The organism is Mycobacterium florentinum, assembly GCF_010730355.1.
In the GTDB taxonomy this organism is placed as follows: Bacteria; Actinomycetota; Actinomycetes; order Mycobacteriales; family Mycobacteriaceae; genus Mycobacterium; species Mycobacterium florentinum.
The window spans coordinates 488,942-504,914 of the sequence record NZ_AP022576.1 but is presented as its reverse complement, the minus strand read 5'-3'; the positions used below and the strand labels follow the sequence as shown (position 1 = coordinate 504,914).

Below are 15,973 nucleotides of genomic sequence, written 5' to 3'. Positions count from 1 at the left end.
TGAGAATCAGCCAATCACGCCGATGACCGTACGGCCGTCGTCGAGTTCGATGCGGGTCAAGGCCATCGGCGCGGACAGGGCCGACAGGAAGTGCCCCAGGCCGGCTTCGGAGATCCGGAACAACTCGCCGCGGCGGGCATCGGTCGTCGCGACCTGCCCCACGAATCGGGCGCCGAGTTGCTCGAGCTGCCCGTGCAGCGGCTGTCCCCGCCGGTGGGCGCCGAATACCGCTAGCTCGCAGCCGGTTTGGATCAACAGTCCGGACTCGGTGCCGGTCAATCGTGCGCCGATGTCGGCGGCGATTTGGTCGTCGAAGGCGGGCACCACGATCGTCACGCCGAACGGGGTGCCGGCCGGTGTCGGCGCGACGGGAACGGTGACCGCGGCCATGTCGAGCAGATTGCAGAAGTTGGTGTAAGTGCCCATCCGACGGCTGATCCCGACGGGGTCGGCGCTTACCTCACTGCGGCTGGGATGTTCGGTGGTGGTGGGCAGCAGCAACGCATCGAAACCGTCGAGCAGGCGAGCCGCATCGGCGCGGGCGCGTGTCAACGCGTTCAGGTCGGCGGCGAAGTCGGGACCGGTGACCTCGCGCGCCGCGGTAATGATCGACGCAACAACGGGATCGGCGCTCGCCGGTGCGGTGTCGAGAAACTCTCCGACCGCCATGTATCGCTCGGCGACGATCGCACCGTCGTAGAGCAGCAGGGCCGCATCCAGCAGGACGGAGATGTCGATCGGTTTGACGCTGCACCCGGTATCGAGAGCCAGGCGCACGGATTGCTCGAACGCGTCGCGGTAGTCGGGGCGAAGGGCAGCGAGGTTCGCGGCTTGCGGGATCGCCAGCCGTGGCACATCGGGCGCCGAGAGACGGACGTCGGCAGGCCAGGGGCGGCCGCGGGGGTCGCGCTGGTCGGGTCCGGCCATCACGGCGACCGCGGCGGCGGCCAGGGTGAGGTCGTCGGCAAGCACGCAGACGGCGTCGTAGCTCGCGCATGCCGGGACGACGCCGTGGGTGGGGATGATCCCGAGGGTGGGTTTGATGCCGACCAGACCGTTGAGCGCGGCGGGAACCCGAACCGATCCCGCGGTGTCGGTGCCGATGCCGATGTCGGCGATGCCCAGCGCTACGGCGACGGCGGAACCGGAACTCGACCCGCCCGAGACCAGGTCCGGATGATGCGAATTACGCACGGCGCCATAGGGACTGCGGGTACCGGCCAAACCGCAACCGAATTGATCGAGGTTCGTCTTGCCGAGCACGACCGCTCCCGCGTCGCGGAGTCGTTCGATGGCGACCGCGGTGGTGGCCGGCTGATACGCAAACTCGCGGCACCCAGCGGTGGTCGGTAGTCCCGCCACATCGATGTTGTCCTTGACCGCGACCACCAGTCCCGCCAAGGGCAAGCACTCTCCGGCGGCGAGACGTTGTTCGACGGCTCCGGCATCGGCGAGCACATCGGCCTGTGCACGCAACGTGATCCAGACCTCGGGCCGGTCCACCTCGGCGATCGTGCGATACGCGTCGAGCACCCGCGCGGTGGGCGGCAGGCGCGCTGCGGCTGACGGCTTCACAAGACGTGGGGCGCAATGAGGACCGAGGCGCCGGCCACCGCGAAACCGATCAGGAACGCGATCACCGTAAAGCCCATCACCTGGCGCACATTGAGCTTCGCGATCGCGAGCACCGGCAACAGCCAGAACGGCTGAATCATGTTCGCGACGCCCTCACCGACGGCTACCGACATCGAGATCAGCCCGAGGTAAGCCGGCGAGTGCTGGCCGATGGCCAGCGCCGAGCCCACCGCGATCGGCCCCTGCACCGCCCAGTGCCCGCCGCCGGAAGGTACGAACAACGAGATGAGTACGGAGCCGACGAATGTCAGGAATGGGAGAGTGTACTGATCGGCGCCGCGCACCAGGGCCTCGGCGAGCACGGTCTGCAACGCTCGGCCCGAGCCGGCCGGCAAATAGCCGAGCAGACCGGCGATTCCGCCGTACAGGGGATATTGCAGCAGCAGCGGGCCGGACACCTTCGCCGCGCCGGAAAACGCGCGGATGAACCGGATCGGCGTACCATGCAGCAAGGCACTGGTGACGGTGAACAGCATGATCATCGACGAGATGTTCAGCGCGAAGCCGCTCAGTACGAAATACGTTATGCCCGCGGCAAATACAAGAACGTTGAGGATCCAGAGGTTTTCCAGCCGCTCGGCGAAGGTCGGCGTGCCCTGCGGCGGATCCGCAACGGGCTCTTCGTCGAACACCGCGGGATCGGGCTCGAGACTTTCATCCGGCTCCATCCGCCAGATCGTGACGCCGACCAGTGCGACCATGGCGATCACGGCGACCCAGCTATAGGGCTGGAAGATCGTCATCCCCAACGGCACGGTCATTCCGGTCATCTTGTGAATCACGTTGATAGGACTGGTCGTATCGGTGTTGGCCAGCGCGATCGACGAGGACAAACCCTGCGTCCAGACCAGGTAGCCCATAAACCCGGTCGCGATCAGGTAGCCGAAATGCACACCGGACAGCCGCTTTGCCACCTGGCGCGCAACCAGCGCACCGGCCACCAGGCCCAGCCCCCAGTTCAACAACGAGAAGACGCTGCTGACGCCGAAGCACAGCAGGGCGCCCTGAACCTGGTTCGTCGGCTTGCTGGCGAGACGAATGATGGCCCGCTTCACGACGGGCGCCTCGGCCAGCGTGTAACCGGTGACCAGGATCAGCACCATCTGGAACGCGAAGGTGAAGATGTTCTGCGCTCCCCAGACGCCGCCGTACCACGCCTTGAGAACGCCGGAAGGTGTCGCCCCCCGGACGAGTAACGCAACAAGTCCGACCACGATCAGAGTCAAAATGACCGCGAACAAATACGGGTCCGGCATCAAGCGTTCGACATACCGGACGCAGAGCATCGTGAGGCGCTGCATGAGGCCGCCGCGACGCTCGACATGTTCGCTTTTCGTGGTCGTCATAGCCCGCCTTTACCGCGATGCAGCGCCCGCGTTGTGCTCTCGTTGAATAGTGGAAGCGCTCAGGTAACTCTAGATTGGTTGCCGCCGCGTGGCTTTAAATGAACTCGTAGACAAAGACAACGACGATTGCCACGGCCAGCAGAATCAAACCCCCGATGATGACGACGCGAACCGCTCGGGACTGGCGATGGAACCAGTGCTGCAGTTGGGTGAAGCGCCAGTCGGTCCACGCGTAGGCACGCGCGGCCCATAGCGCTTCGACCGCCAGCAGCCGAAAAGCGACCAGCAGCGCCGGGATCCCGACTTCGGGGAGCAACACGATCAGCGGAACAGATGCCAGCAGCAGCACGCCGCCCAGCACGGCGAGGCTCATTCGAACCGGCATCGGCCTGGCCCGCCCCCGGGTCCGGTAGTCGAGCACTCGGGCCAGTGCGTCGTCGCGGGTCCCGGGCTGCTGGTCGCGAGTGTCCACGGCTGCTCCTTGTCGCCCCCGCGGCGGTATCGACTCGGACTCTAGCCGACGGCTGGATCCGAAGGGCAGTATCGCGGCGCACCTAGACTTGCGGGTATGGATGACGGTTCCCGACAGGCCACCGTGGCTCCAAAAGGCCTGCTACGAATAGAGGATTGCCTGGATGCCGACGGCAACGTCGCGCTGCCGCCGGGCACCACACTGATTTCTCTGATCGAGCGCAACATCAGAAATGTGGGCGATTCGATCGCGTACCGCTATCTGGACTACGCCCGCTCCGAGGGGCACGCCCTCGAAGTGACCTGGGCCCAGCTTGGTGTGCGATTGCAAGCCATAGCGGCGCGCGTTCAGCAGTTCGCGGGCGACGGTGACCGGGTGGCGGTTCTCGCTCCGCAAGGCATCGATTACGTCGCCGGCTTCTACGCCGCGATCAAGGCGGGAACCATCGCGGTGCCGTTGTTCGCACCCGAACTGCCCGGCCATGCCGAACGACTGGAGACGGCGCTGCGCGATTCGGAGCCGGCCGTGGTGCTGACGACCGGGTCGGCCAAGGACGCGGTCGAAGATTTCCTCAACCAGTGCACGCAGCTGAGCAAACCGCAGATCGTCGTCATCGATCAGATCCCCGATTCGGCGGGGGCGTCGTTCGTCCCCGTGCAGGTGGATGTCGACCGGGTTTCCCACTTGCAGTACACCTCCGGTTCGACCCGGCCGCCGGTCGGCGTGGAGATCACGCACCGCGCGGTGGGCACCAACCTCACGCAGATGATTCTGTCGATCGATCTGCTGAACCGGAACACGCACGGCGTGAGTTGGCTGCCGCTCTACCACGACATGGGGCTGTCGATGATCGGCTTTCCCGCGGTGTACGGCGGCCATTCCACCCTGATGTCGCCGACCGCGTTCGTGCGCCGGCCGCAGCGGTGGATTCAGGCGCTGTCCGCGGGGTCGAAGGAGGGCAACGTCGTCACGGCCGCGCCCAACTTCGCCTACGAGTGGGCGGCGCAGCGCGGCCTGCCCGCCGCGGGCGACGACATCGACCTGAGCAACGTCGTGCTGATCATCGGTTCCGAGCCGGTCAGCATCGAGGCGATCGCGACATTCAACAAGGCGTTCGCGCCATACCGGTTGCCGCGCACGGCATTCAAGCCCTCGTACGGCATCGCCGAGGCGACGCTGTTGATCTCCACGATCGAACCGAGCGCCGAGGCGAAGGTGGTTTACCTCGATCGCGAACAGCTGGGCGCCGGGCGTGCGGTACGCGTCGGCGCGGATGCGCCCAATGCCGTCGCGCACGTATCGTGCGGCCGGCCCGCCTGCAGCCTGCGGGCCGTGATCGTCGACCCCGACAGCGCCGCGGAGCTGCCCGACGGCACGGTCGGCGAGGTCTGGTTACAGGGCGACAACGTCGGTCGGGGCTATTGGAGACGCCCCGAGGAGACCGAGCGGGCATTCCACGCCCGCCTGCGCTCGCGGCTGGCCCAGGGCAGCCGGGCCGAGGGTTCGGCGGTCGAAAGCTCGTGGCTGCGGACCGGCGACTTGGCCGTGTATCTGGACGGCGAGCTCTACATCGCCGGCCGCATCGCGGATCTGGTCGCCGTCGACGGCCGCAACCACTACCCGCAAGACATCGAGGCCACCGCCGCCGAGGCGTCGCCGATGGTGCGACGCGGTTACGTGACGGCGTTCTCGGTGCCGGCCGGCGAGGAGCCCGCCGGTGCCGTGGTGATCATTGCCGAGCGCGCCGCCGGTACCGGTCGCGACGATCCGCGGCCCGCGATCGAGGCGATCAAGGCCGCGGTATCGCACCGACATGGCCTGACGGTCGCCGATGTGCGCTTGCTGCCGGCCGGCGCGATTCCGCGCACCACCAGCGGGAAGCTGGCCCGCCTGGCCTGCCGCGCGCAATACCTCGGCGGCGCACTCGGTTCGCGTTAAAACCTCATCCTCCGGTGGCATTCTGGCCGTATGGGTCTGCTCATCCGGCTGGTGGAATTGCTCATTCTGCTGCTGCCGTTCGTGGGCCTGGCCATCGGCGCCATGCGCGCGTTCGGTGCCAACAAACGCCGCGCCCAGCAAGCGACGGAGCCCGCGGCCGCGCCGCCCGAACCCATCGCCAACACCTCGGCCGCGCAATGGCGATCGCTGCGCCGAATCCTCGACGAGCACCACCGCACCGACACCCGCTGGCTCGAATACGAACTCGACTTCGCCAAGCTGCTCGACTTCCCGCTGATGACGAATCTGCGCGATCCGCTGACCGTCGCCTTTCACAAGGCCAAGCTGCGCGCCGACCTGTTGCGGCCCGTCAAGGCCGAGGACCTGCTCGACGACCGCGAGGCCGCCGCGCGCTATCAGGCCGCCGTGGAGGATTACGTGACCGCGTTCAACGTCGCCGAGGCGGAGGCAATGCGGCGCCGCCGCAACGACTTCTCCCGCGACGAACAACAGCGGATCGCCCGGGCCCAGAACCTGTTGCGGATGGCGTCGGACGCCGCCGCCGCCCCGCAGGAGCGTCAGCACGCCTACGAGTCGGCCCGCAAGGAACTCGACGGCCTGATCGTGTTGCCGGCCACCACACAGGCCAGCATCGAGCGCGGGATCTCGGGCGAGATTGAGGGATAGGCCGCGCCGGCATGTCACCATGACCAGATGACCGCACCCGGCCAACCCGATGGGGCGCTCGCCGGCTACCCCGTCACCCCGCCGCCCCTGCCCGGCCCGGTCACCTTCGACCAGCAGTGGAGCGACCTGACGTTCGTGCACTGGCCGGTCCAACCCGACAGCGTCGCGCACCTGTACCCACCGGGGACGCGGCCCGACGTCTTCGCCGACGGGCTGACCTACGTGGCGTTGGTCCCGTTCATGATGACGAGCACCAAAGTCGGTACCGCGCTTCCGCTTCCGTACTTCGGCAGGTTCGCCGAGACCAACGTCCGGCTGTATTCGATCGACGACGCCGGCCGGCACGGCGTCCTGTTCCGGTCGCTGGAAACCGCTCGCCTGGCCGTCGTACCCGTCACCCGGATCGGCCTCGGCGTCCCCTACGCCTGGGCGAAGATGCGGCTGACGCGCGACGGCGACCACATCACGTATGGCAGCGTGCGCCGGTGGCCGCGCCGCGGCCTGTGCAGCCGGCTGACCGTCGCCATCGGGGACGCGGTGGAGCCGACAGCGCTGGAGGTCTGGCTCACCGCTCGCTGGGGCGCCCATACGCGCCGGGCCGGCCGGACGTGGTGGGTGCCCAACGAGCACGGCCCGTGGCCGTTGCGCGCTGCGCACGTCGTCGAACTCAGCGACGAGTTGATCGACGCCAGCGGGGTGCGCCCGGCCGGCGATCGATTGCGCGGCCTGTATTCACCGGGCGTGCGAACCCGCTTCGGCCGCCCCTGCCTGGTTCGGTAACGGATCTCACGGGATGGTGTAGCCGCCGTCGATGACGACGTCCGAACCGGTCATGTAGCTGGATGCGTCGCTGGCCAGATAGACGTAGAGGCCGACGAGTTCCTCCGGCCGGCCGATGCGGCCGAGCGGGATTTTCGGCTCCCATAGCCGGTGGTACTCCACCATCGGTTCGACGAGTTCGGTGAGGATGTAGCCCGGGCTGACGCTGTTCACCCGGATGTTGTGCGGCGCGAGCTCGACGGCCATCGCCTTGGTCAGGTGGATGACCGCGGCTTTGGAGGTGCAGTAGTGGCCCGCCTGCTGCGGGACGTTGATGATGTGGCCCGACATCGAGGCCGTGGTGATGATCGCGCCGCCGCGGCCCTGGCCGACCATCGCCCGGGCCGCCGCCTGCGCGGTGAGGAATACGCCGTTCACATTGGTGTCCTGGATGGCCTGGAACTCCTCCGGCGACATGTCCAGCATGGCCTTCAGGGTGATGATCCCGGCGTTGCAAACGGCGATGTCGATGCCACCCAACTCCGTGGTCACCCGCTCGACCATTCGGTTCACCTGATCGGGTTGGGTGACGTCGCACGTGATCGGCAGGACCGTGCCTCCGGCCGCGGCAAGCTCCGCGCCGACCTTTTCCAAGACCTCCGTATGCCGCGCCGCGATGGCCACTTGGGCACCCGCTTGCAGGTATGCCTCCGCGACCTTCTTGCCGATACCGGCAGACGCCCCGGTCACCAAAGCCGTCCTGCCGCGCAGATCAAACAAGTCCAAGACGCTCATTCGATATCCCCATCCAGACGGGCCACCAAAAACCAGAACACGTTCTAGTGTGTCCGCTATGGGCAAGTTCAGCAGGGCCGAAATCGAGCAAGCCGTCGAGCACTACACCACCGTGGCGGAAGGGTGCAGCGCCTCCGGCGACTGGGCGCCTTTCGCGGATCTATTCACTGAGGACGTTGTCTACATCGAACACCATTACGGCGTCTTTCACGGCCGCGAAGCGGTACGGGAATGGATCGTCGCCGTGATGGCCCCGTTCCCGCACATGCGCTTTCCCAGCGACTGGATTGCCTACGATGACGACAACGATGCCGTCGTCATCATGATCAAGAACCTGCTCGACCACCCGACCGACCCCAACGGGGAGCCGTTCTGGTTCCCGAACTGGACTCGACTGGTCTACGCCGGCAACGGCCTGTTCTCCAGCGAGGAAGACATCTACAACCCGAACCGCGATGCGCCCGGCGCCGTGGCGGCCTGGATGCAGGCCGGCGGGCAGTTCGCGTCCACCGAGTTCCTGCAACCGAACTCGCACTAGGCCTTCGGAGAAACCGCGGCGAGGTCCGGCTGGCGCTTGCGCCGGCGGGACCGGACCGCCGACAGCGCCTGATCCCAGGCGATCATCGTCGTCGCCTTGAGGTTGGCCGGCTTGGCGCTGTCCTTCGAGAGCAAGGCGGTGGCAGCGGCTTTCGTGGTTGCCGACGCCTTCGACATGTGCCCGGAGTCGAACGGCGGCTGCGGGTCGTATTCGATGGCGAGCTGGATCGCCTTGGCGCGGCCCTCGCCGCCGATCTCACCGGCCAGCCAGAACGCGAGGTCGAGTCCCGCGGACACCCCCGCACTGGTGATGACGTTGTCCGCGCGTACCACTCGTTCGTCGCTGACCGCGGTGGCGCCGAACCCTTTCAGCAGGGGCAGCGCCAGCCAATGCGACGTCGCCCGCCGACGCTCGAGCAGTCCGGCGGCGGCCAGGATGACCGAGCCCGAGCACACCGATGCCGTCCAGCTCGCGGTCCGATGCGCCCTGCGCAGCCAGTCCAGCAGCACCTCGTCGCGGGCGTGCACCGGAGTCGACGGACCGCCCGGCACGAGAACGACATCGGGCGTCGGGGTTTCGGCCAGCGAATGCGTAGCGCCGATGACCAGAACCCCGGAGTCGGCGGTGATCGGCCCGGGTTCGTGCCACACGAATCGCACCTCGGTGTCCGGCAGGTTGCGCAGCACCTCGTACGGGCCGATCATGTCCAGCGCGGTGAATCCGGGGTAGGCCACAAAAGCGATTTGGGTCATCGGTGCGGTCCTTTCAGCTAGGCGAACGTCTTGCGGTACTGATCGGGAGAAACCCCGATACGACGAATGAAGTTGCGCCGCATGGTTTCCGCGGTGCCGAAGCCGCATCGGGCCGCGATCGCGACGACGGTGTCGCCGGTCTCTTCCAACTGCCGGCGCGCGGCTTCGGTGCGGACCCGTTCGACGTAGTGGCCCGGCGCCTCGCCGACCTCGTCGGTGAACACCCGGGTGAAATGCCGCGGGCTCATCGCGGCCCGGCGGGCCAGATCACCGATGCTGTGCGCGGCACCGGGTTGCGACTCGATGGCCTCCTGCACCTCGCGGATGCAGGTGCGCTTGGCGCGCGGCGTCCACACCGGCACCGCGAATTGGGTCTGCCCGCCGGGGCGGCGCAGATACAGCACCATCCAGCGGGCGACGGTCTGCGCGGTCTCGGTTCCGTGGTCGTCTTCGACCAGGGACAGCGACAGGTCGATACCCGCCGCGACACCCGCGGCCGTCCATACCGTGTCGGAACTCCGGACGAAGATCGGATCGGGATCGACCTCGACGGCCGGGAACTCACGGGCCAGCCGCTCGGCGAAGGCCCAGTGTGTGGTCACGCGGCAGCCGTCCAGCAGGCCCGCCTCGGCGGCCAGGAAGGCGCCCGTACAGACGGTGACGACGCGGCGCGCACTGCCCGCGACGGCTTTGATCCAGGCCAGCAGGTCGGCGTCTCGCCGAGCGGCGTCGACGCCACTGCCGCCGGGCAACACGACGGTGTCGATCGGTCCGCCGGGGTCGGGCAGTGGCGCGCCGACCAACCCGAGGCCCGTCGCGGTGGTGATCGGCCGGCCGTCAACCGAGGCCAGAACGACGTCGTAGCCACCGTCGGTCAGCAGCGAGGCGCCGGTGAAGACGTCGTAGGGCCCGACGACGTCGAGTGCCTGCACACCCGGAAAGCCGACGATAACGACCTTGCGAACCATGGATTCAGTGTTGGCCGAAGCGGGCGTGTCGTCTAGGCCTAGTACCCCACAAATCAGGACATCGGACCTGACCGGGGGTCGCTCGGTCGGCCTTGGCAGACTGTGCCCATGGCACAGATAACCTTGCGTGGAAACCCGATCAACACCATCGGCGAGCTTCCTGCCGTCGGATCGAAAGCCCCAGCCTTCAATTTGACGGGCTCCGATCTGGGCGCGGTCAGCAGCGACCAGTTCAGCGGTAAGTCCGTGCTGCTGAACATCTTTCCGTCCGTGGACACCCCGGTGTGTGCGACGAGCGTACGGAAATTCAACGAGCGTGCCGCCGGAGGCGGTGCGACCGTGGTGAACGTGTCCAAGGACCTGCCGTTCGCGCAGAAGCGCTTCTGCGGCGCGGAGGGCATCGAGAACGTCACCACGGCATCTGCGTTCCGGGACAGCTTCGGCGAGGACTACGGCATCACGATCACCGACGGTCCGATGGCCGGCCTGCTCGGCCGGGCCGTCGTGGTGATCGGCGCCGACGGCAACGTTGCCTACGCGCAGCTGGTGCCCGAGATCGCCGAGGAGCCCGATTACGACGCGGCGCTCGCCGCGCTGGGCGCCTAGCTTCGGGTCATAACCCAAGCAGCCGGACCGTTTCGGCCCGCATGTCGACCTTGCGCACCTTTCCGGTGACGGTCATCGGGAACTCGTCGACGATGTGGACATAGCGGGGAATCTTGTAGTGCGCGAGTTTCCCCGCGCAGAAGGCCCGCACGGCGTCGGCGTCCAACGGCCGGCGGTCCGGCCGCATCTTGATCCAGGCACAGATCTCCTCGCCGTATTTGGCGTCGGGAACACCGACGACCTGCACGTCGTCGATGTCGGGATGGGTGTGCAGGAAGTCCTCGATCTCACGCGGATAGAGGTTCTCGCCGCCGCGGATGACGACGTCCTTGATGCGCCCGACGATCGCGCAATAGCCGTCGTCGTGCATCACCGCGAGATCGCCGGTGTGCATCCAGCCGTCGTGATCGATCACCTCGCGGGTTTTGGCCTCGTCGTGCCAGTAGCCCAGCATCACCGAGTAGCCGCGCGTGCACAGCTCGCCCGGCCGGCCGCGCTTGACGGTCTCGCCGGTGCCGGGGTCGATGACCTTGATCTCGACGTGCGGATGGACCCGGCCCACGGTGGCGGTCCGGTGCGCGAGGTCGTCGTCGATCCGGGTCTGACAGGACACCGGGGACGTCTCCGTCATGCCGTACGCAATGGACAGCTCCGCCAGGTTCAGTTCGTCGACGCAGCGACGCATCACCTCCACCGGACACGACGCGCCGGCCATGATCCCGGTCCGCAAGGACGACATGTCGCGGCGCGCCAGATCGGGGTGGCCGAGGATCGCGATGAACATGGTGGGCACGCCGTAGAGACCGGTGCAGCGCTCGGATTCGATCGCTTCCAGCGTCGCGGCGGGATCGAAACCCGCCGCCGGAATCACCATCGTGGCGCCGTGCGTGGTGCAGCCCAGGTTGCCCATCACCATGCCGAAGCAGTGGTAGAAGGGCACCGGGATGCACAGCCGGTCCCCGGGCCGTAGGCCGATGCATTCGGTGACGAAGTACCCGTTGTTGAGAATGTTGCGGTGCGACAGGACCGCACCCTTGGGGGAACCCGTTGTGCCCGAGGTGTATTGGATGTTGATCGGGTCGCCGGGGTTCAGTCCGGCCAGCCGGCATCGCAATTCGTCGCCGGTTACGGCGTTGGCCCGCTGTCGCAATCGCTGCCAGTCGTCGGTGCCCAGGAACACGACGTCCACCAATCCGGGCAGCTCGGCACGTATCTCGGCGATCATCGCCCGATAGTCGGAGGTCTTGAAGGTCGTCGCGGACACCAACAGCCGCGTCTGCGAATCGCGCAGCACGTGCGATAGCTCGTGCGTGCGATACGCGGGGTTGACCGAGACGAGGATCGCGCCGATCTTGGCCGTGGCGTACTGCAGGATCGTCCATTCCGGGCAGTTGGGCGACCAGATTCCGACTCTGTCCCCGGGCCGGATGCCGACGGCCATCAATGCGCGGGCCACACAATCGATCTCGGCGTTGAGTTCGATGTAGGTCCATCGGCGGCCGCCGGCCACGTCGACCAGCGCCTCGGCATTCGGGTGCGCCAGCGCGGTGCGCTCGAAGTTCGCCCCGATCGTCTCGTCCAACAGCGCAGTGTCGACCGGACCGGCGTCGTAGGAATCCGGGGCGCCGTACCGGCGCCGCAGATCGTTCTTGAGCACCTTGCCATTGGCGTTGCGCGGCAAGGCTTCCACGATCACGACACGGCGCGGACGCTTGTACGCAGCGAGATGCGCGCGGCAGTGCGCCTCGATTTCGCCGTCGGTCGGCGGATTCGCAGGATCGTGCGGGACGATCACCGCCATCGGGATCTCGCCCCATTTCGGGTCGGGCACTCCGATGACCGCGACCTCGGCGACCTCGTCGTGCGCTGCCACGACGTTCTCCACCTCGGCGCTGTAGATGTTCTCTCCGCCCGAGATGATCATGTCTTTCCTGCGGTCGACGACATAAATGTAGCCCTCGCCGTCTTGGCGGACCAGATCGCCGGAATGAAACCAGCCGCCCCGGAAGGCCTCGGCGGTCTCGACGGGCCGGTTCCAGTATTCCTTCATCAGCAACGGCCCGAGGTAGACGATCTCGCCGACTTCGCCCGGGGCGACGTCGTTCATCTCGTCGTCGACGATGCGAACCTCGACATTGAGCATCGGGGTGCCCACCGATCCGATCTTGCGGATCGCGTCCTCGCCGCGCAGCAGGCACGTGATGGGGCTGCACTCGGTCTGCCCGAAGGCGGCGATCACCTCGGCGTCCGGAAACGTGTCGAACATCGTGCGCAGCAACGTGGTTGACGCGGGGGCCGCGCCCCACCAGACGCGACGCAGCCCGCCGAGGTGGCGCGACGGTAGATCTGGCAGGGCACAGACCAGCTGCCATTGCGCCGGCGTCATCCAGCACGAGGTGACCCGCTCGTCGGCGATCATCCGCACGGTGGCCTCGGGGTCGAAGCCACCCGATGGCGGAACGACGACGCTGCCGCCGGTCAGGAACGTCGGGAACATCCCCGACACGCCCGCGACGTGGAACAGCGGCGCATGCGCCATCCAGCAGTTGTCGTCCCCGCCGAGGCCGAGCGTGGCGATCACGCTCACCGCATGCAGGTACAGGTTGCGATGGGTGATCACCGCGCCCTTCGGAAAGCCCGTGGTGCCCGAGGTGTACATGATGAACGCGGGCGCCTCGTCCGCGACCGTGACGTCGGGCGCGAGACCGTCTGCCGCGGCGACGAGTTGGTCCAGGCCGTCGCCGATCGTCAGGACGGCCGCGACCGTCGGCGCTTTGGCGCGCGCCTGCGCGACGGCCGTGGCACATGCCGGGTCCACGACCACGACGACCGCACCGCTATCGGCCAGCACATGCGCGATCTCGTCGGAGACCAGCCGGAAGTTGACCGGCACCGCCACGGCTCCCAGCCGCAGGGTGGCCAGCCAGACTTCGATCAGCTCAAGGCAATTCAGGCCGGCCACGGCGACGCGGTCGCCCGGCCGAACTCCGTTCGCGGACAGCACATTCGCCAGTCGCGTCACCCGATCGTCGAGTTGTGCGAAAGTACACCGCCGGCGCGAATCGACCAGGGCGAGATTGTCGGGCCGCACCCGGGCATGGCGCGCCAGGACGTCGCTGAACGTGATGCCGGTGTCAGCCACGGATTCCTACAGGCCCGCGCGGTCGGCGAGCAGCGCGCGGTGCCGCGCACTGCTACCGAACAGCGCCGCGGTGCTCTTGGCCCGGCGGAAGTACAGATGCAGATCGTGCTCCCAGGTGAAGGCGATGCCGCCGTGGACCTGCATGGCGGAGCCGGCGCACAACACGTAAGTATCGGCGGCCTGTGCCTTGGCCAGCGGAGCAACGACCTGCAGCTCGTCGCCGCCGGCCGCACTCATCGCGGCGAACATCACTGCCGCGCGAGTCGCGTCGATCTCGATCAGCATCTCGGCGCACATGTGCTTGATTGCCTGGAACGATCCGATGGCACGGCCGAATTGCTCTCGCCTACCTGCATATTCGACGGAACGCTCGAGACACGCCTCGGCGCCGCCGAGCATCTCGGCGGCCAGCAGCACCCGCGCCACGTCCAGCACCCGCTGGATGTCGTCGGGGGAGCCGGCCGTCAAGGCATCGGCCGGGGCCTGCGCCAGCCGCAGCGTGGCGACCGGGCGGGTGATGTCGAACGAGGGCAGACCGACGACCGTGACCCCGGGCGCGTCGGCGGCAACGACATGCAGGCGCACTGTGGCGTCGTCGACCAGGGCCGGCACCACAAAAAGATTGGCGATGCCGCCGTGCAGCACCGCGGTGCACTCGCCGGTGAGTACGACTCGGCCGCCGTGGCGCTGCGCGCTCACCGTCGCGGTGGACGAATCGGTCACGCGGTGGCCGCTGGCGGCGAACGCGCCGATCTGCTCGCCGGAAAGCAGGCCGGGCAGCAGGCTTTTGCGTTGCTCGTCATCGCCCAGCCGGAGAATCGCCTCGATCGCGAACGTCGTCGCGGCGAAGGGGACGGGGGCCAGCCTGCGACCCAGCTCGCTGAAGGCGATCGCGGTTTCGACGAGGGTGGCGCCGATCCCGCCATATTCCGGGGGCGTGTGCAGGGCCGGCAGCTCCAGCTCGGCGCAGAGCCGTTTCCAGAGCCGGGCCGCTTCGGTGCTGCGCGGATCGCCGGCGTGCTCGCGAAGGAAGCCGCGCAGCGACGCGCGGAAGTCGTCTTGTTCGGTGCTGTAGCCAAAGTCCATTGGAGGTGTCAGCCTTGCCTGGCTTCCCGGCGTGGTTCCTTGGGGAGCCCGAGTAGTTGCTCGCCGATCAGGGTGCGTTGAATCTGCGAACTGCCGGCGTAGACCGTGGCCGCCCGGGAGTAGAGCAGCTCGTCCATCCAGCACGAGGGGGAGTTCGGCGTGCCCGCTTCCGGGACCAGGCGCGCCCCGCCGTTTCCGGGTCCCGCCGGGCCGAGCGCATCCAGTTCCAGGATTTCGGCGGCGAGATCGGTATAGCGCCGGAAGTATTCGCTCCAAATGACTTTGGTGATCGCCGCCTCGGGGCCGGGCAGTCGCCCGTTGAGCGACAAGGTGAGGCCGCGGTAGCCCCGGTACCGCATGATCTGTATCCGGGAATAGCACCATGCCAACTCGTCTCGGATGTGCGGGTCGGTATTCATGCCACGTTCGGCCGCGAGTGCACACAGCCGCTCGAAGTCGCGGCCGAAATCGATGGCCGCGGTGGTGAGCTGCGAAGCGCGTTCGAACCCCAGTGCCGTCATCGCGGTCGGCCATCCGTTTCCCACCCCGCCCACGACGTTGGCGGCTGCGGTGCGGGCATCGGTGAAAAAGACCTCGCCGAACGACGAGTGTCCGGCCGCGTTGACGATCGGGCGAACCTCGACGCCGGGTTGTTCCATTGGCACCAGCAAGAAGGACAGACCCTTGTGCTTGGGCACCTCGGGATTCGTGCGGGCCAGAACGAAGATCCAGTTGGCGGTCAGACCGGCCGACGTCCAGGTCTTTTGCCCGTTGATCACCCACTGCTGGCCATCGAGCACGGCCCTGGTCCGTACCGATGCCAGATCGGAGCCGGCCTCCGGCTCCGAGAATCCCTGGCACCAGCGATCTTCACCGGTGAGGATCCGGGGCAGGAAACGCTTTTTCTGCGCCTCGGTGCCCAGGGCGATCAGCGTGTTGCCGAACAAATCGATCCCCAGCAGGTCGTTTTCGGCCCGCTCGGGCGCACCGGCCCGGGCGAACTCCTCGGCCAGCACCAGTTGTTCGACCGCGGAGAGACCGCCCCCGCCGTATTCCGTCGGCCACGACACGGCGACCAGCCCGCTGGCCAACAGAGCCCGCCGCCACCGCGACCCGAACGCCTCGCGCTCGACCGGCGGCAGTGCTCCAGGCCCCATCCAGCCGGGCGGGAGGTGCTCAGCGAGGAAGGCGCGAATCCGGTACCGGAAAGCTTGCGCTTCGGGTGGGTAGGTGATGTCCACTGATGGCG

At 67.5% G+C, this 15,973-nt stretch carries 14 protein-coding genes; 5 read left to right on the top strand and 9 right to left on the bottom strand.

Annotated elements, in window-relative coordinates; genetic code table 11:
- Positions 1-6 precede the first annotated feature (6 nt).
- The 3 genes from G6N55_RS02465 to G6N55_RS02455 form a co-directional block, all read right to left on the bottom strand.
- Positions 7-1,575: an allophanate hydrolase gene (locus tag G6N55_RS02465; RefSeq protein WP_085220181.1), complete on the bottom strand. Its 1,569-nt coding sequence runs from the start codon at positions 1,573-1,575 to the stop codon at positions 7-9.
- Positions 1,572-2,981 carry a TIGR00366 family protein gene (locus G6N55_RS02460; RefSeq protein ID WP_085220182.1) on the bottom strand — a complete coding sequence of 470 codons (1,410 nt, stop codon included), beginning with the start codon at positions 2,979-2,981 and terminating at the stop codon, positions 1,572-1,574. The genes G6N55_RS02465 and G6N55_RS02460 overlap by 4 nt, the downstream gene beginning before the upstream one ends.
- A gap of 94 nt (positions 2,982-3,075) precedes the next feature.
- Positions 3,076-3,453, bottom strand: a complete 378-nt coding sequence (locus G6N55_RS02455; RefSeq protein WP_085220183.1) for a hypothetical protein — start codon at positions 3,451-3,453, stop codon at positions 3,076-3,078.
- 96 nt (positions 3,454-3,549) lie between these two features.
- On the opposite strand from G6N55_RS02455, the gene G6N55_RS02450 reads away from it, so the two are divergent.
- From G6N55_RS02450 to G6N55_RS02440, 3 genes are read left to right on the top strand one after another with little or no spacing between them, the layout of a single operon-like run.
- Complete coding sequence (locus G6N55_RS02450; RefSeq protein ID WP_085220184.1) at positions 3,550-5,391, top strand: fatty acyl-AMP ligase; 1,842 nt, start codon at positions 3,550-3,552, stop codon at positions 5,389-5,391.
- A gap of 30 nt (positions 5,392-5,421) precedes the next feature.
- Positions 5,422-6,078 carry a hypothetical protein gene (locus G6N55_RS02445; protein WP_085220185.1) on the top strand — a complete coding sequence of 219 codons (657 nt, stop codon included), beginning with the start codon at positions 5,422-5,424 and terminating at the stop codon, positions 6,076-6,078.
- Positions 6,079-6,105: 27 nt separating this feature from the next.
- Positions 6,106-6,858, top strand: a complete 753-nt coding sequence (locus tag G6N55_RS02440) for a YqjF family protein (protein WP_085220186.1) — start codon at positions 6,106-6,108, stop codon at positions 6,856-6,858.
- A gap of 6 nt (positions 6,859-6,864) precedes the next feature.
- Here G6N55_RS02440 and G6N55_RS02435 read toward each other — a convergent pair whose 3' ends face one another.
- Positions 6,865-7,632 (bottom strand): SDR family oxidoreductase, encoded by a 768-nt coding sequence (locus G6N55_RS02435; protein WP_085220187.1) that lies wholly within the window; start codon positions 7,630-7,632, stop codon positions 6,865-6,867.
- 58 nt (positions 7,633-7,690) lie between these two features.
- Here G6N55_RS02435 and G6N55_RS02430 point away from each other — a divergent pair, with 58 nt between their 5' ends.
- Complete coding sequence (locus G6N55_RS02430) at positions 7,691-8,170, top strand: nuclear transport factor 2 family protein (RefSeq protein WP_085220188.1); 480 nt, start codon at positions 7,691-7,693, stop codon at positions 8,168-8,170.
- Here G6N55_RS02430 and G6N55_RS02425 read toward each other — a convergent pair.
- Together G6N55_RS02425 and G6N55_RS02420 are read right to left on the bottom strand one after the other, a co-directional pair.
- The gene (locus G6N55_RS02425; RefSeq protein WP_085220189.1) at positions 8,167-8,922 is read right to left on the bottom strand and encodes a DJ-1/PfpI family protein; all 756 of its coding nucleotides are present in this window, start codon (positions 8,920-8,922) and stop codon (positions 8,167-8,169) included. The genes G6N55_RS02430 and G6N55_RS02425 overlap by 4 nt on opposite strands.
- 17 nt (positions 8,923-8,939) lie before the next feature.
- On the bottom strand, positions 8,940-9,890 hold the full coding sequence (locus tag G6N55_RS02420) for a GlxA family transcriptional regulator (protein ID WP_085220190.1): 951 nt from the start codon (positions 9,888-9,890) through the stop codon (positions 8,940-8,942).
- Between the two features lie 108 nt (positions 9,891-9,998).
- On the opposite strand from G6N55_RS02420, the gene tpx reads away from it, so the two are divergent.
- Positions 9,999-10,496, top strand: a complete 498-nt coding sequence (gene tpx, locus G6N55_RS02415; protein WP_085220191.1) for a thiol peroxidase — start codon at positions 9,999-10,001, stop codon at positions 10,494-10,496.
- A 7-nt stretch (positions 10,497-10,503) separates the two neighbouring features.
- Here tpx and G6N55_RS30295 read toward each other — a convergent pair whose 3' ends face one another.
- From G6N55_RS30295 to G6N55_RS02400, 3 genes are read right to left on the bottom strand one after another with little or no spacing between them, the layout of a single operon-like run.
- Entirely contained in the window at positions 10,504-13,638 is a 3,135-nt protein-coding gene (locus tag G6N55_RS30295; protein WP_085220192.1) for a long-chain-fatty-acid--CoA ligase, read from the bottom strand.
- Positions 13,639-13,644: 6 nt separating this feature from the next.
- Positions 13,645-14,724 carry an acyl-CoA dehydrogenase family protein gene (locus tag G6N55_RS02405; protein WP_085220193.1) on the bottom strand — a complete coding sequence of 360 codons (1,080 nt, stop codon included), beginning with the start codon at positions 14,722-14,724 and terminating at the stop codon, positions 13,645-13,647.
- A gap of 8 nt (positions 14,725-14,732) precedes the next feature.
- Positions 14,733-15,965: an acyl-CoA dehydrogenase gene (locus tag G6N55_RS02400; RefSeq protein WP_085220194.1), complete on the bottom strand. Its 1,233-nt coding sequence runs from the start codon at positions 15,963-15,965 to the stop codon at positions 14,733-14,735.
- Positions 15,966-15,973: the final 8 nt, after the last annotated feature.

Bases quoted from the DNA above. Each gene is read 5' to 3' on its own strand.
- G6N55_RS02440 (WP_085220186.1), top strand. From the start codon at position 6,106: ATGACCGCACCCGGCCAACCCGATGGGGCGCTCGCCGGCTACCCCGTC.
- G6N55_RS02445 (WP_085220185.1), top strand. From the start codon at position 5,422: ATGGGTCTGCTCATCCGGCTGGTGGAATTGCTCATTCTGCTGCTGCCG.
- G6N55_RS02405 (WP_085220193.1), bottom strand. From the start codon at position 14,724: ATGGACTTTGGCTACAGCACCGAACAAGACGACTTCCGCGCGTCGCTG.
- G6N55_RS02420 (WP_085220190.1), bottom strand. From the start codon at position 9,890: ATGGTTCGCAAGGTCGTTATCGTCGGCTTTCCGGGTGTGCAGGCACTC.
- G6N55_RS02430 (WP_085220188.1), top strand. From the start codon at position 7,691: ATGGGCAAGTTCAGCAGGGCCGAAATCGAGCAAGCCGTCGAGCACTAC.
- G6N55_RS02425 (WP_085220189.1), bottom strand. From the start codon at position 8,922: ATGACCCAAATCGCTTTTGTGGCCTACCCCGGATTCACCGCGCTGGAC.
- G6N55_RS02460 (WP_085220182.1), bottom strand. From the start codon at position 2,981: ATGACGACCACGAAAAGCGAACATGTCGAGCGTCGCGGCGGCCTCATG.
- tpx (WP_085220191.1), top strand. From the start codon at position 9,999: ATGGCACAGATAACCTTGCGTGGAAACCCGATCAACACCATCGGCGAG.
- G6N55_RS02435 (WP_085220187.1), bottom strand. From the start codon at position 7,632: ATGAGCGTCTTGGACTTGTTTGATCTGCGCGGCAGGACGGCTTTGGTG.
- G6N55_RS02450 (WP_085220184.1), top strand. From the start codon at position 3,550: ATGGATGACGGTTCCCGACAGGCCACCGTGGCTCCAAAAGGCCTGCTA.